Here is a 15185-nt window from a genome sequence, read left to right as displayed (position 1 = left end):
TTACATTAATCAAGAATTTTCGTTTAGGCTTAGAATTTTTTTGGTAATTTCATTTCTTTCAGTACTTGTAAAAGTCATTAGTCTTGGAGCTGAAGGGAGGTTGAAATTTACATGAGAATGAGATAATTCAAAAAGAAAAGTACCAATTAATTGTTTATTTTGGTTTTCAATGACAATCCAAAAGATACGCTTTTCATGATCAGGCGTTCCCCATTTTGCTTTTTCAATAGAATTTCTAAAATTTAAGCACCCAGCAATAATAAAGTCATCTTCTTTTGTTTTTTCAGCAGACTGAAAACCTGCTTTCTCAAGCTCTTTCCATACTGGAGGAAGTAGTTTATCTAAGTACATACCATACGTGGCATCTTCATACTCCGGAAATAATTTTTGGAGTTCCTCAATGGTATTTGCAAGAACTTCTTCCCAATGGTCCTTTAGATAACCAGATACTTTTTGTCCTAACTCTTCAATTGACATTTCGGGTTGAATGTTTAATTTTGACAATTAGATCCCTCCGTCATTTTTTATTACTTACTCCTTAATCTTATAACATTAAAGCCAATTATAAAGTTTTCAATTGTATATACTTATTTTAAAGAGGATTACATGATAAACTTTATAATAAATTTAATGTTGATAGGGATGAAAAAGAATGAAGAGTAATATAAGGCCTATTGATATTGCGAAAAGGTTAAATGTAAGTACTAGCACTTTAAGAAGTTACGAAACAAGGGGGATTATCCCACCCACAGAAAGGTTGGGTACAGGATATCGAATCTATACGGAGGAACATTTAGCATATTTTGAATGTATAGTAGCCATGTCACCCGGGTTTGGAATGGAGATAACAACAGCTGTATTAAAAAAACTGCAACAAAAAAATTTGAATTCTGCACTCTGGATAATCAACGAGATACAAGCAGTCACCTATCAAGAAAAAGAGTTAGCTACTAGAATAATAAAAGACCTAAACAATATCGTTGATTCTCAATCGATAGCAAATAACCTAATGACGATTGGAGAGGTAGCAAATAAAACAAAAATTTCTACTTCTACTATACGATATTGGGAAAAAGAGAGATATGTTAATGCAAAGAGAGGTGAAAATAATTATCGCTACTTTAATTCATATCAGTTTATTAAAATTTTGTTAATGAAGCTTACACAAAACGCTGTGTATTCACACGAAATTGTTCAATTAAAAAAATCTATTAGAAATTTGGAGGAGTACAATATTGAAGGGGCAAAAAGCATTGCCCGGGAGTGCCAACAGCATTTAAATAAACGTAATCAAGAACAGTTACATGGACTATACTTTTTGTATCAATTATGTGCAAAGTTAGGATTAAAATAACTAAGAAAATATTAATCCATTATTCTTCTAGTAACCTTTTTTCCTTATTAAGCTAACAGGAGCTTTAGTTGAATAAGAACAAATAAAAAAAGTCGATTTTTTGGTTAAGAGATCGACTTTTTTTAATGGGTTGAGACTTCCTTAGCGTTGTAAACCTGCACCTTCCTTACGGTACCTCATATAGTCTTATTCATGCATTTGATAAATACTTAAAAAGTAGGAGGGGTAATCGCAAAGATGACTACCGCTTTCTTTTTATATGGATTTTCCCATTTATGTTTCATGTAAGAGGGGATTTTTACACTATCGCCTTTGTGTAAAGTTAATGTTTCTTGATTTAAATATAGGGTAACAGTTCCCTCTAAAACAAATGCAATTTCCTCACCTTTATGTTCCAGTGGTTTTTCCGAAGAAGAGGATTGCGGCAATAAAGTCATCAGAGCAAGCTCGAGAGCTCCGTTTAAATCGGGAGAAAGTAACTCGTATGATAAACTTTCACTTTCAGGAAAGGTAATTTTTTTTCGTTGGTCAGCTCTTACAACTAAGCTTTGCGCATTCGTATCTTCCAAAAAGAAATTAAACATAGGAATATTTAATGCGTTAGATATTAATTTAAGAGTCTGCAGAGATGGGTTTGCTGATCCCTTTTCAATTTGGCTTAACATAGAAGGAGTGACATTGGCGAGTGTTGCCAGTTCCCGACTACTTAAGCCTTGTGCTTTTCGGTATTCTGCTATTTTTTGTCCGACATTTATATCATTCATTTTTATGCTCCTTTTACTAATTAATTAAATTTAATTAAAATTTATTAATATATATTTAATTCATTTCGTTTTTGTGTTAAATTTATTTTAATTATAATAAATAAATTTAAATTTTAAAATGATAACATGGTAGGAATTAAGAAGGGAGAATATACGAATGAAGAAGTATGACAGTACAACTATACAAACGTTAAAAGAAAAGCACCCTTTATTAAATAAACTTGTTTTGACAGAGGAAGTATTTTGGGCGAATCCGAATAAAGAAGAGTTTGAAACAGGAATGAAAAAAGCTTCTCTTACGAAAGACGATGTAAAAGATGCGGAGGAAAGATTAAAACGTTTTGCGCCGTATATTGCGAAGGCTTTTCCTGAAACAAAAGATACAGGTGGAATCATTGAATCACCTTTAGTCGCAATTCCTTCTATGAAACAACATTTAGAACAAGAATATAATCAGCATATCGCAGGTAATGTATTACTAAAATGTGATAGTCGTTTGCCGATATCAGGATCTATTAAAGCAAGAGGCGGGATTTATGAAGTTCTAAAACATGCAGAAGACTTAGCTTTGGAACAGCATTTATTACATAAACAAGATGATTATTCCATTTTAGATAGTGGTGCATTCCGCGCGTTCTTTTCGCAATATTCAATCGCGGTAGGTTCAACGGGGAATTTAGGACTTAGTATCGGTATTATGAGTGCTAAACTCGGATTTAATGTGACGGTTCATATGTCTGCTGATGCAAAACAGTGGAAAAAAGATTTACTACGCAGTAAAAATGTTACAGTTATCGAATATGCAGCGGACTATAGTAAGGCAGTAGAGGAAGGAAGAAGGCAAGCAGAAGCGGATCCTATGTGTTATTTCGTTGATGATGAGAATTCAAAAAATCTTTTCCTTGGATACGCTGTAGCAGCTTCTCGTTTACAAAAACAACTGCAAGATCAAAATGTTATTGTTGATGCTGATCATCCGTTATTTGTTTATTTACCATGTGGTGTCGGAGGCGGCCCTGGCGGAGTAGCGTTCGGTTTAAAATTATTGTTTGGTGATCATGTACATTGCTTCTTTGCGGAACCAACTCATTCTCCTTGTATGTTAATTGGTTTGCTGACAGGTCTTCATGATAAAATTTCTGTCCAAGACTTTGGCATTGATAATGTGACGGAAGCTGACGGTCTTGCGGTAGGAAGAGCATCAGGATTTGTAGGGAAAGTGATGGAACCGTTATTAAGCGGCTGTTACACAGTTAGTGACCAAGAGTTATATAGATTACTAAAGGCTTTGGCTGATACAGAAGGAATAAAATTAGAGCCGTCAGCATTGGCAAGTGTATACGGACCAGTTCAACTCTTTAAGCAACAGCAATATATGCAAGAAAATCATCTGCAAGAGAAAATGAAACAAGCAACGCATATTATGTGGGCAACAGGTGGAGGAATGGTGCCACCTCACATTATGGAAGAATATTATCAAAAAGGATAAACAATCTGTTTCTAATGTATATGTAAGGGTACATCGCTTATCTATAGTGGTGTACTTTTTGTTTTTATAAGTCTCCTCGTCATTTCATATATTGCTATAACAGGAATAATTTACCATAACAATAGTTTCAGTTATAATGAAATTGTTTATAAAAATCAGAAAATTACTTCTGGTGAAGAGGGGTATTTTGAATACAAATCAACGATCTGAACGATTCAACAATTTCGCCAAAATGGAATGTAGAGGTTCAAGTGAATTGTATGAGTATTTATCCATCGGAATTTCTGAAGATGATGCCTCAAAAGGAATTCTGTGTATGAATACTTTTGGGGTTATTTTTGATAAAGTGAAACTTTAATCAGTGGGGGAGAGTTTTTTGTAGCAGTTCTTCATTATGTAAGACTCTTTGATAGACTGTCCTCTTTCTATACTTATCTTTACATATTTTGGACGATTGTACTAGGAATAAATTAGTTTTCCATTAAGTTGATACTCGTTTATGAGGGCGAAATATGTGAAATTAAAATATATTAAATAATTGTGTTGATTGTAGTTAAAAAACTTGGTATGGTAGTATATCATATTAGGAAAAAGTAAAAGGAAACAACAGCAAGATAGAAATTTCGAAAATGCTGGGAAGGATTTCATAGGAATGTTGTCCTTATATAAATGGATAACATCTGTAACATAAGGTACAAGGAGATAATAATATGAAAGACAAACTAAGTCCAATCCCCTCATTATCTTCAAACTCTGTTTATTTGGGTGTTTTGTTAGCTGTAGTTGGAGGTTTTTTAGATGCTTATACTTTCATTAGCAGAGACGGCGTGTTTGCCAATGCACAGACAGGGAATGTAGTATTACTCGCTATAAGAGCGGCTAACGGAGAATGGCATAATGCTTTGCTTTATATCCCGCCTATTCTAGCTTTTATGTTAGGGGTTTTAATATCAGAAGTAGTAAAGATTCCTCATATAAGACAAGCATTACATAGTTACAGACGATCTATTCTGATACTTGAATGTATCGTTTTAATCATTGTAGGTATTTTGCCAAAAAGTATACCTAACATAGTGGTAACAGTATGTATTTCGTTTGTATCATCTTTACAAATCTCTACTTTTAATAAACTAGACAAGTGGGCCTACAATTCAACGATGACAACAGGGAATCTTCGAACCGTAACGCAGGCAGCATATTTAGCATTTATAGAACATAATCAGGAAGAGAAAAAACGATTTAAAGAATTTCTTGTTATTATTCTTTCTTTTATACTTGGTGCAATGTTAGGTACATTTACTACTATTCATATAGGGAACAGATCGATTTGGATTGCATCGGGAATTTTAGTGATTGCTTTGATTTTGTATCATAAAGATAGAGGGTATTGGAGAAAACCTCAAACATTGAAATGAAAAGTTTTTACATAATATCTCGCTATTGCATTTCGTTTATCCTGCTATTTGTGGGCAGTAATACTCCCACCTCAAAATTCGGAGAAGACATTGTCCAGCTCTAGCGGCTAGAATCTCCGGCTGTTTCGCCCCCTCGGACGAGGCGAAAAGTGCCTCTCTGTCAGGGGCGTGGGCATCCTGCGATTCTGAACGAGCCGCTTCCGCTTTTCTTAAGAAGTTAGGCGGGAGATAAACTGTCCGTAAAAGCCCGATTGGTAAGGGCTGATAATCAGTGGGGGATGAAGAAAACCCCCACTGATTAAAGTTTCACTTTATTATCGGCTTCTTCATGAGAGTCATGTGGAGTGAGTTGTAGTTTGGTAAACAAATGACCTCAAATTGATGAAAAATCCTGAGAAAGAGTAATTCTCAGGATTTTTTTTCGTTTAAGAACGTAGTAGCATTTCACGCAAATCTTTGAAGTGGTTGCATTATTTTCGTTTTTTCGTATCAGTAACATCTTGCTCCTCAGCAAACTCTGTTCCATAAGCTAACGATCTGTTGAAAGTGAATGGTTTTCTTTCAATTGTTTGATAAGTAGCAATGCGATCCATTAAATAGCGGTGAACCCAAACTTCTGCTCCTGTAATGATAATTGCTGATAAAATACTCCCCCAAGCAATTTGCATATAATTATCTAAAAGTACGCTGCCGAAAATCCATACACTCATATAAGTAAAAAGAAAGTCAACCATGAGTGCAGCGGTATTTCCCGCTCGCGGTAAGATAATTTGATCTCCTAGCATATACGAAGCGATTGTAACAAATAAACTAAAAGAAAAGATGTCAACAATTGTTGCATCAAAGAATAAATCCAGACCAATTGCAAAAGCAATCATACAGGATATAAATTTGATCAGCATAATCGTAATATGATTCATCATTTGAACCTCTCTTTTTCTATTTAGTTTGAATGAAAAAAGGGACTTTATTCATGGGAATTTAAAATTGCAACTTGCAAGGTGTTTTTTTTAAAGAAGGTTAAAAAATTTATTACCTTTTACTTGTCTGAATCTTAAAAAAATACAAAGAAAATGTTATATTAGAAAGAGAAAATTAACATTTTTAGGTAAGGGGGGATCGGAGTGTGGATTACTTCAGAGGTAGAAATTCCAGATGAACTATTTGATAAACTCGAACAAGGGAAACTGGTTTTATTTGTTGGAGCTGGAGTATCTATGAAAGGCAATTCAAACTTACCAAATTTTGATGATTTAGTGGATGATATTGCGAATGCTCTATATGTAGACAAACGTGAGGAAAATGAACCGCACGATTATTATCTTGGAAAAATTGCGAAAGCGAAAGATGTTCATCAAGTTGCGAAGAATCTTGTTCACGTAGCATATTCAAAGCCAAATCCATTGCATTATTCTATTTTACAATTATTCGCTGCTGATGAGAATGTTCGGATTGTAACTACAAATTTTGATCAGCATTTCACGGCGGTACTTGAGGAGTCAAAACGTAAAGTAAATATATATTATGCTCCGGCGCTTCCAACGGGAAGAGCTTTTAAGGGGTTGGCATATATTCATGGTAATGTGGAACAAGAAGAAGAAAATTTAATTTTGACAGATGGTGATTTTGGAAGGGCTTACTTAACGGAGGGATGGGCTAGACGATTTTTAATTGATTTATTTTCTAATTATACAGTTTTGTTTATTGGATATAGTCATAATGACCCTGTTATGAAATATTTAGCAACTGGATTACCACCAAGTACGAGGCGATATGCTTTTGTTGCGGGGGGAGATAATACATATCATTGGGAGCATTTAGGGATTAAGCCCATTGTGTATCCGAATAAGACGCAAAATCATCAATCATTAGCAAAAGCAGTGCAGCGATGGGCAGAGCTAATGGGAGATAATTATATTACAAAAAGAACACGTATTCGTGATATCGTAGCGGTTCCGCCATCTTTAGAACAGGAACAACTGTCTTACATTAAGCAATCTGTAAAAAAGATTGAGACACTTCGTTATTTTGTAGAGTTTGCAAGAGACTACGAATGGGTGGAATGGTTAGAAAAAGAAGGACAATTGCGGAATTTATTTTCGGAGGAGGCTGAGACTTCCGAGAAAGATCAGTTGCTTGCACAGTGGATTATTGATCATTTTTTAGTAAGCCACCAAAATGAATTATTTCAGTTAATGTATAAAAATAATACGGAAATATCTGCCTTGTTTTGGAATACGATATGTACATTTTTGGTAGATATGGAACAACCAATACATATCGTTTCGTTTGCGAAGTGGCTTTTATTATTGTTAGAAAAGGCGAAAAGAAATGAATTTTTTATGGAAAGTTTGCCTTTTTTGTTTCATAAATGTACGTACCCGGAGCATAAAGAAATTATGGTTCTTTTACTAACTTGTATATTAGATGGAAAACTAAAATTGAAGCGACTTCGGCAATGGGAACAAGATAGGCAAGATGTTGTAGAGTTAGCAGAAACGAACTATCTGTCAGCTACAACCATTTCAAAGATGCAGCACATATGGGAAGTAAAAATAAAGCCGCATCTTTCTTATTTTTCGATCCCAATTTTACAGATTGGATTAGAAAAACTACAGAGATTAACGCTAAAACAACAGGCGCTTCAGATCCATGATTCAGTTAGTGAATCACGAAGTGCAATTGAACCGCATGAGCAAGATAGCCAACCGCGTGAATTTTCTTTTTTAATTAATATTGTGAGAGATTGTATGGACTATGTTTGTTCTCATTATGAGGATAAAGCAAATTTTTATATTTCTTTTATGATTGAATTTGGGAATACTCTGCAAAAGCGAATTGCAGTGCATAGTATGAACCATACTGTTTTCCGAACGCAAAATGAAAAAATAGAATGGTTGTTACAACATCAATTGCTTACTGAAGACTCTTGCAAGCATGAAGTGTTTCAACTGTTAAAGAATCATTATGAGCATGCATCTGAACATGCGAAACAAAAAGTGCTGACAACCATAGTGAAACAGTTTGAAGAAAAGACGTGTTATGTGGCTTGTAACTTAATCGATTGGCTATATATGTGCGATCCAACTAATGAACTTACGAAACAAACATATGAATTGATGAAGCAGAAATTCCCTCATTTTTTATCGAGGCAGTTTCCAGATTTACAAGAAGAGCGGATATTACAACCAATTACATGCAATTTAACAACAGATGGTTTATTAGATATGAAAGAGGAAGAAATGATAAAGCAAGTTCTTCAATATTCACAAGAAGGATTGTTTGAGAAACATCATTTTTTAGAAATGCTTTCAAAGGCTTGTAAAACAAATGTGCAATGGAGTATTTCTCTTGCGTATCAATTATTTAGATATAAAGAAGTGAATAAAGAAGTATGGTTTGTATTAATGAGAGAGTGGCGCAATAATCGACAATTAACAGGTAAGCAAATACAAGAGCTTTTACCATTGCTGCATCAATTTGTCAGACATGCTACTTATCATTGGCTCATTAGTAGTTTTCTGTATGAAAAGAGTAATCAGCTAGAGGAATTTCAAGAAGATACAATTCGGGCAGTAAAACAGCTTGCTTTTTCATTGTTTCCCCATGTTATGAAAGGAGAGCAAGGAAGAGGGAAAGAGCAAACGGATTACTATAATGAGGCTGCTTTGCATCCAGCAGGGAAAATAACAGCAGTTTTATTAAAACTTCTTGCATATGAACATTTATATGATCGAAATATACATGCTTATTTGTATGTATTTGAAGAGCAAATGCGGAAACAATCATACTACGTAAATATTATGATTGCAAGGCTAACAGCTGATTTAACATTTCTCTATCATATCGAGAAGCATTGGTGTAGAAAACATATGATTCCTTATTTAGATTTGCAGAAAAATGAAGAGGAAACAAAATATGCATGGGCAGGGTTTGTAAATACGCAAATTAATTTGCCTTTATTTATACAAACAAAGAAATATATTGCTTTTGCTGTTCGGCATTTACATTTGCTGAATAAACAAACACAAGAAGTATTTATGAAATGGCTAAGTCTCGTCTTTTTAAAGTGTATTTTATATTGGGATGAACCAATAGATTGGTTGCACACTCTTTTTATACATGGAGAAGAGATAGAGAAAGTAAAGTTTGTAGAAAATGTATCGTATTATGTAAAAACTTTGAGCATAAAAGAACAACAAAAATTTTGGCAAGACTGGCTTGCAGAATTTTTAGTAGAACGTCCTAAAATGAGTATAATAGCAGAGAAAGAATATATTATTTTTTTGCAATTTGTGTTATACATGGATGGTATTGCTGAAAAAGGAATTGAAACTGTTTTATCATATTTTTCTATATCTTCACTGCAAGAAGAAAAACAAGCATTGAAGTGTTTATTCAAACAGCTGTTGGGAAAAAGCGAGCTGATTCATCAAAGTCCTAAAGTATATGCAACATTATTTTTCGTTTTATTAACAAAAATAAATGATGCAGATTGTATTGAAAATGAAGTGATTCATCTCCGGCGATTGTTTGATGAGACACAGCTTGAAAATACGTTATTTGAGCGTATTCAAAATGAGATGATGCGCATTGGAATGATTAATCGAAATGCAAATGATTCACACTTGCTATTTTGAAACATATGATGCAGTGAGAATGAAAATATAAAAAATAATGAAAAAGTGTTGACATATTTTGAAATGACATTTTATAATACAAATCATACTTAATAAAAACAAAGCATTGAAGGGAACAGAGTAGTGTTTATCTCCCTGTTATAGAGAGCTGATGGTTGGTGGAAATCAGTACAAAGATAAACGTGAATTACAGTCCTGGAGCATCTTTTTCGTAGTAAAGGCAGATGTCTTTATGAAGGGAAAGACGGTCAATATGATCGTTAACAATGAAAAGAGGTAGACAAATATGTCTACAACTAGGGTGGTACCGCGATAATAATCGTCCCTACTGATTGGATCAGTAGGGGTTTTTTGCATATATGCGGACCTAGATGATAATAAAATAATAAGCGTGATGATAGGAAAGAGAGTAGTGGTTGTTTCCCTGTAACAGAGAGCTGGTGGTTGGTGTGAACCAGTACATAAACAAGCATGAATTACAATCCTGGAGCATCTTTTTCGTAGTAAAGACAGATGTCTTTATGAAGGGAAAGACGGTCAAAATGATCGTTAACAATAAAGAGAGGTAGACAAATGTGTCTACAACTAGGGTGGTACCGCGATAATGATCGTCCCTACTGATTGGATCAGTAGGGATTTTTTCATATATTTCATATGAGAAATCGTTATCAACTATATTTTGTTATAAGTATTGAGTTCAGAAAATAGGGAATTTTCAATCCCTTATTATATAATCTCAAAAAGATATAAGGAGGAATTTTTAATGGGAAATCATGATTTAGAACAATTACGTAAACAGGTGGATGAGATTAACTTACAACTTCTGCACTTATTAAATGAGCGTGCAAAGATTGTGCAAGAAATCGGACAACAAAAGAAATTGCATGGTACGAAACGCTTCGATCCTGTTCGTGAGCGTGAAGTACTTGATATGCTTGCACAGCATAACGAAGGGCCATTTGAAACATCTACAATACAACATATTTTCAAAACAATTTTTAAAGCTAGTTTAGAACTGCAAGAAGATGATAATCGTAAAGCATTATTAGTTTCACGTAAAAAGAAACAAGAAAATACGATTGTTGATGTAAAGGGTGAATTGTTAGGAAGCGGCGTGCAAACGTTCATTATGGGGCCGTGTGCAGTTGAAAGTTTAGATCAAGTTCGCCAAGTTGCTCAAGCGATGAAAGAACAAGGAATCAAATTAATGCGCGGCGGTGCGTTCAAACCGAGAACATCTCCGTATGATTTCCAAGGATTGGGGGCAGAAGGGCTGCAAATTTTACGTCAAGTTGCAGACGAATTTGATTTAGCGATTATTAGTGAAATCTTAAATCCTAATGATGTAGAAATGGCACTTGATTACGTTGATGTCATTCAAGTAGGCGCTCGTAATATGCAAAACTTCGATTTATTAAGAGCGGTTGGAAAAGTGAATAAACCAGTATTACTGAAACGTGGTTTAGCAGCGACAATTGATGAATTTGTGAATGCAGCAGAATACATTATTGCACAAGGGAATGATCAGATTATTCTATGTGAACGTGGCATTCGCACATATGAAAGAGCAACGCGTAATACACTTGATATTTCCGCAGTACCAATTTTAAAGAAAGAAACACATTTACCGGTTGTTGTAGATGTAACGCATTCAACAGGACGAAAAGATTTACTTTTACCAACTGCGAAAGCAGCATTAGCGATCGGTGCAGATGCTGTTATGGCAGAAGTGCATCCAGACCCAGCAGTTGCTTTATCAGATTCAGCACAGCAAATGGATATTCCGCAGTTCCATGCATTCATGGAAGAGTTAAAAGGGTTTAGAAATAAGTTATCATAATGAAATAATCATTGCATTGATAGGGAAGCAGTAGCATGTATTTTCTTGTTACAGAGAGCTGATGGTTGGTGGAAATCAGTACAAAGATATATGTGAATTACACCCCTGGAGCATCTTTTTCGTAGTAAAGACGGAAGTTTTTATGAAGGGAAAGACGGTCAATATGATCGTTAACAATAAAGAGAGGTAGACATATTTGTCTATAACTAGGGTGGTACCGCGATTATTGTCGCCCCTACTGAACGGAATCAGTAGGGGTTTTTTATATAAAATCGTAAAGGGGAAATAGAAATGAGATATATAACAGCAGGAGAATCACATGGTCCGCAGTTGACGGTTATTTTGGAAGGTGTTCCTGCAGGTCTTTCTTTAACTGCAGAAGATATAAATATAGAGTTATTAAGACGCCAAAAGGGCTATGGCCGCGGAAGGCGTATGCAAATTGAAACAGATACTGTGGAAATTGTAAGCGGTGTGCGACATGGGTATACTCTAGGTTCACCGATTACATTGGTTGTGAAAAATGATGATTTCAAACATTGGACAAACGTAATGGGTGCACAGCCGATTTCTGAGCAAGAAAGTAAAGAAATGAAACGAACGATTACAAAACCACGTCCAGGGCATGCTGATTTAAATGGAGCAATTAAGTATGGTCATCGTGATATACGCAATGTATTAGAACGTTCTTCTGCAAGGGAGACAACTGTGAGAGTAGCCGCGGGAGCTGTTGCGAAAAAGATTTTAACAGAGTTAGGAGTAAATATTGCGGGGCATGTCCTTGAAATTGGTGGTGTAAAAGCGAAGCAAGTTCTAGACAAATCATTAGCAGAGATGCAAATGATTTCAGAACATTCGCCTGTTCGCTGCTTAGATCAAGAAGCAGAGCAAGCGATGATGGAAGCGATTGATGCAGCGAAAAGTAGCGGAGATTCTATTGGTGGTATCGTTGAAGTGATTGCGGAAGGAATGCCGATTGGTGTTGGTAGTTACGTTCATTATGACCGGAAATTAGATGCAAAGTTAGCAGCAGCTATCATGAGTATTAATGCCTTTAAAGGTGCTGAAATCGGCATTGGTTTTGGGGCAGCAGGGCAACCAGGAAGTGCTGTGCATGATGAGATTTTGTGGGATGAAGATACGGGTTACACACGAAAAACAAATAACGCTGGTGGATTAGAAGGCGGAATGACAACAGGAATGCCGATTGTTATTAGAGGTGTTATGAAACCAATTCCTACATTATATAAACCACTGGAAAGTGTAGATATTGATACGAAGGAAGTGTTTCAAGCAAGTATTGAACGTTCAGATAGCTGTGCAGTACCAGCAGCAAGTGTAGTGGCAGAAGCAGTTGTCGCTTGGGAGTTGACAACTGCATTAGTAGAACAATTTGGGCAAGATCGTATGGATCTTATTAAGCAAAATATCGCTCAGCATAAAGAGTACGCGAAAGAATTTTAAAAAGGAGGATTTTCATGAAAGTAAAAGAACAATTACGGGCGCTGCATCCCTATAAACCAGGTAAATCAGCAAAACAAATGGCAGAAGATTATGGTGTCCATTCATTTGCAAAATTAGCTTCAAATGAAAATCCGTTTGGTTGTTCACCTCGTGTGATGGAAGGATTACGAAAAGAGTGGAATGAACATGCTTTATACCCGGACGGGGGAGCAGAAGAACTTCGTCAAACGATTGCGGAGAAATTGCATGTTAAAAAAGAAGAAATTTTATGTGGAAGCGGTCTTGATGAAGTCATTCAAATTATTAGCCGAACAATGCTTTGCCAAGGTGATAATATTGTGACGGCTGGAGAAACATTTCCGCAATACCGCCATCACGCAGTAATTGAAGGGTGTGAGGTCAAGGAAGTTCCGCTTCAAAATGGAGTCTATAACTTAGATGAAATTGCGGCAGTCATGAATGAGAAAACAAAGATTGTTTGGATTTGTAATCCGAATAATCCAACAGGCACATATGTGAATGACCGAAAATTACGTGAATTTATGAAGCAAGTTTATAACGAAACATTAGTTGTAATTGATGAAGCGTATTATGAATATGTCACCGCGACTGACTTTCCAAATACAATTTCACTTTTGAAAGAATATAGGAACCTACTCATATTAAGAACATTTTCAAAGGCATACGGATTAGCAGCATTTCGAGTTGGTTATGCAATTGGAAATGAAACAATCATTGAGAAATTAAATATTGTTCGTCTTCCGTTTAATGTGTCATCACTTGCACAAAAAGCTGCGGTACTTGGATGGAATGATGAATCATTTTTGCAAAAGACAATTCGTGCAAACCGTGAAGGCTTGCAGCAATATGAAAGCCTTTGTAAAGAAAATGATGTTCCATTTTATTCATCTCAGACGAACTTTATTTTTTTACCGTTAGATAATGCCGAGGAAATTTACGAACTTTGTGCACATGCTGGATATATCGTTCGTCCATTTTTAAATGGTGTTCGCATTACAATCGGTACGAGTGAACAAAATGAAGGAGTGATAGCCGTGTTAAAACAACACTTTCATAATAGTAGGTCTCGAGATGAGGCACATGTGTAAAAAAGTTGTATTAATAGGAACAGGATTAATTGGTGGTTCACTTGCTTTAGCAATAAAGCGAGAACACAATGTAATCATTACTGGTTATGACATTCAAAGTGAGCAAGTGGAACGCGCAAAACGATTGAACGTAATCGATGAGGCGGGCGTGAATTTACAGACAATTTGTGAAGAAGCGCATTTGATTATTTTTGCATCTCCTGTTGAAGAAACAACGAAGTTACTAAAAAAGCTTGCTTCGTACCAATTACGTGAAGATGTCATTGTGACGGATGTTGGAAGTACAAAAGGCACAATTATGAAAGAAGCAGACATGTTACTGACAAACGGTGTTACATTTATTGGCGGGCATCCGATGGCGGGATCTCATAAAACGGGAGTAGAAAGTGCAAAGGCGCATTTATTTGAAAATGCATACTACATTTTAACACCGATGCGTCATGTTCAGACAGAGAAAGTTGAACAATTAAAAGATTGGTTAAAAGGAACACGTTCGCATTTTCTTGTGTTACATACAGAGGAACATGATTATGTAACAGGTGTTATCAGCCATTTTCCTCATTTAATTGCGGCAGGGTTAGTTAGGCAAGTAGAGAAACATGCCGGAGATAACCCGTTAATTCATATGCTGGCAGCTGGTGGTTTTAAAGACATTACCCGCATCGCTTCTAGCAGCCCGAAAATGTGGAGTGATATTGTAAGACAAAACCGTTCTCATTTATTACAACTATTAGAGGAATGGATTACAGAAATGAAGAAACTGCAGCATACAGTTGCAGAAGGAGATGCCGAAGTATTACACACATACTTCACAAAGGCGAAAGAATATCGTGATTCTATGCCTGTCCGCAAAAGTGGGGCAATTCCCGCTTATCATGATTTATACGTTGATGTTTTAGATAAAGTCGGTGCGTTAGCGCATATTACAAGCATACTGGCAAGGCACGAGATTAGTATTACAAACTTACAAATACTAGAAGCACGTGAAGGATTACTCGGGGTGTTACGTATTAGTTTTCAAACAGAAGAAGATCGTATGAAAGCAACGCAATCTTTACAGCACGAACAGTATCAAACGTATGAAAATATATAAAGGAAAGAAGGTGCCGT

General features: G+C 35.6%; 12 protein-coding genes and 3 other annotated features. Of the genes, 9 read left to right on the top strand and 3 right to left on the bottom strand.

Annotation, left to right across the window (positions count from 1 at the left end; genetic code table 11):
- Window positions 1-9: 9 nt before the first annotated feature.
- Window positions 10-504 carry a DUF6022 family protein gene (locus MR076_RS22150; protein ID WP_242224205.1) on the bottom strand — a complete coding sequence of 165 codons (495 nt, stop codon included), beginning with the start codon at window positions 502-504 and terminating at the stop codon, window positions 10-12.
- A 148-nt stretch (window positions 505-652) separates the two neighbouring features.
- Between MR076_RS22150 and MR076_RS22145 the strand changes: the two genes are divergently transcribed.
- Window positions 653-1354 (top strand): MerR family transcriptional regulator, encoded by a 702-nt coding sequence (locus MR076_RS22145; RefSeq protein ID WP_242224204.1) that lies wholly within the window; start codon window positions 653-655, stop codon window positions 1352-1354.
- A 209-nt stretch (window positions 1355-1563) separates the two neighbouring features.
- On the opposite strand, the gene MR076_RS22140 is transcribed toward MR076_RS22145, so the two are convergent.
- On the bottom strand, window positions 1564-2118 hold the full coding sequence (locus MR076_RS22140) for a helix-turn-helix domain-containing protein (RefSeq protein ID WP_242224202.1): 555 nt from the start codon (window positions 2116-2118) through the stop codon (window positions 1564-1566).
- 157 nt (window positions 2119-2275) lie between these two features.
- Here MR076_RS22140 and MR076_RS22135 point away from each other — a divergent pair, with 157 nt between their 5' ends.
- From MR076_RS22135 to MR076_RS22125, 3 genes are all read left to right on the top strand, one after another.
- Window positions 2276-3607 (top strand): D-serine ammonia-lyase, encoded by a 1332-nt coding sequence (locus MR076_RS22135; RefSeq protein WP_242224200.1) that lies wholly within the window; start codon window positions 2276-2278, stop codon window positions 3605-3607.
- Window positions 3608-3794: 187 nt separating this feature from the next.
- Window positions 3795-3965 carry a hypothetical protein gene (locus MR076_RS22130; RefSeq protein ID WP_242224198.1) on the top strand — a complete coding sequence of 57 codons (171 nt, stop codon included), beginning with the start codon at window positions 3795-3797 and terminating at the stop codon, window positions 3963-3965.
- Window positions 3966-4317: 352 nt separating this feature from the next.
- On the top strand, window positions 4318-5022 hold the full coding sequence (locus MR076_RS22125; RefSeq protein WP_242224196.1) for a YoaK family protein: 705 nt from the start codon (window positions 4318-4320) through the stop codon (window positions 5020-5022).
- A 470-nt stretch (window positions 5023-5492) separates the two neighbouring features.
- Here the strand turns inward: MR076_RS22125 and MR076_RS22120 are convergent, their stop codons facing one another.
- Window positions 5493-5942, bottom strand: coding sequence for a YndM family protein (locus MR076_RS22120; protein ID WP_242224229.1), 450 nt, complete (start codon window positions 5940-5942; stop codon window positions 5493-5495).
- A gap of 204 nt (window positions 5943-6146) precedes the next feature.
- Between MR076_RS22120 and MR076_RS22115 the strand changes: the two genes are divergently transcribed.
- The 5 genes from MR076_RS22115 (at window position 6147) to MR076_RS22095 (ending at window position 15168) form a co-directional block, all read left to right on the top strand.
- Window positions 6147-9662 (top strand): DUF4020 domain-containing protein, encoded by a 3516-nt coding sequence (locus MR076_RS22115; protein ID WP_242224194.1) that lies wholly within the window; start codon window positions 6147-6149, stop codon window positions 9660-9662.
- Between the two features lie 97 nt (window positions 9663-9759).
- Window positions 9760-9992, top strand: a binding site (T-box leader).
- 55 nt (window positions 9993-10047) lie between these two features.
- Window positions 10048-10281, top strand: a binding site (T-box leader).
- Window positions 10282-10425: 144 nt separating this feature from the next.
- The gene (locus MR076_RS22110; protein WP_242224193.1) at window positions 10426-11502 is read left to right on the top strand and encodes a bifunctional 3-deoxy-7-phosphoheptulonate synthase/chorismate mutase; all 1077 of its coding nucleotides are present in this window, start codon (window positions 10426-10428) and stop codon (window positions 11500-11502) included.
- A 7-nt stretch (window positions 11503-11509) separates the two neighbouring features.
- Window positions 11510-11742 (top strand) — a binding site (T-box leader).
- Window positions 11743-11793: 51 nt separating this feature from the next.
- Window positions 11794-12966: a chorismate synthase gene (gene aroC, locus MR076_RS22105; RefSeq protein WP_242224191.1), complete on the top strand. Its 1173-nt coding sequence runs from the start codon at window positions 11794-11796 to the stop codon at window positions 12964-12966.
- A 14-nt stretch (window positions 12967-12980) separates the two neighbouring features.
- Complete coding sequence (gene hisC, locus MR076_RS22100) at window positions 12981-14075, top strand: histidinol-phosphate transaminase (RefSeq protein ID WP_242224189.1); 1095 nt, start codon at window positions 12981-12983, stop codon at window positions 14073-14075.
- Entirely contained in the window at window positions 14068-15168 is a 1101-nt protein-coding gene (locus MR076_RS22095) for a prephenate dehydrogenase (RefSeq protein ID WP_242224228.1), read from the top strand. The genes hisC and MR076_RS22095 overlap by 8 nt, the downstream gene beginning before the upstream one ends.
- The last annotated feature ends 17 nt before the right edge of the window (window positions 15169-15185 follow it).

The sequence above is a fragment of the Bacillus cereus group sp. BfR-BA-01380 genome, assembly GCF_022663535.1.
Taxonomy (GTDB): Bacteria; Bacillota; Bacilli; order Bacillales; family Bacillaceae_G; genus Bacillus_A; species Bacillus_A cereus_BB.
The sequence above is the reverse complement of the archived record's forward strand: the minus strand, read 5'-3'. Positions and strand labels throughout refer to the sequence as shown.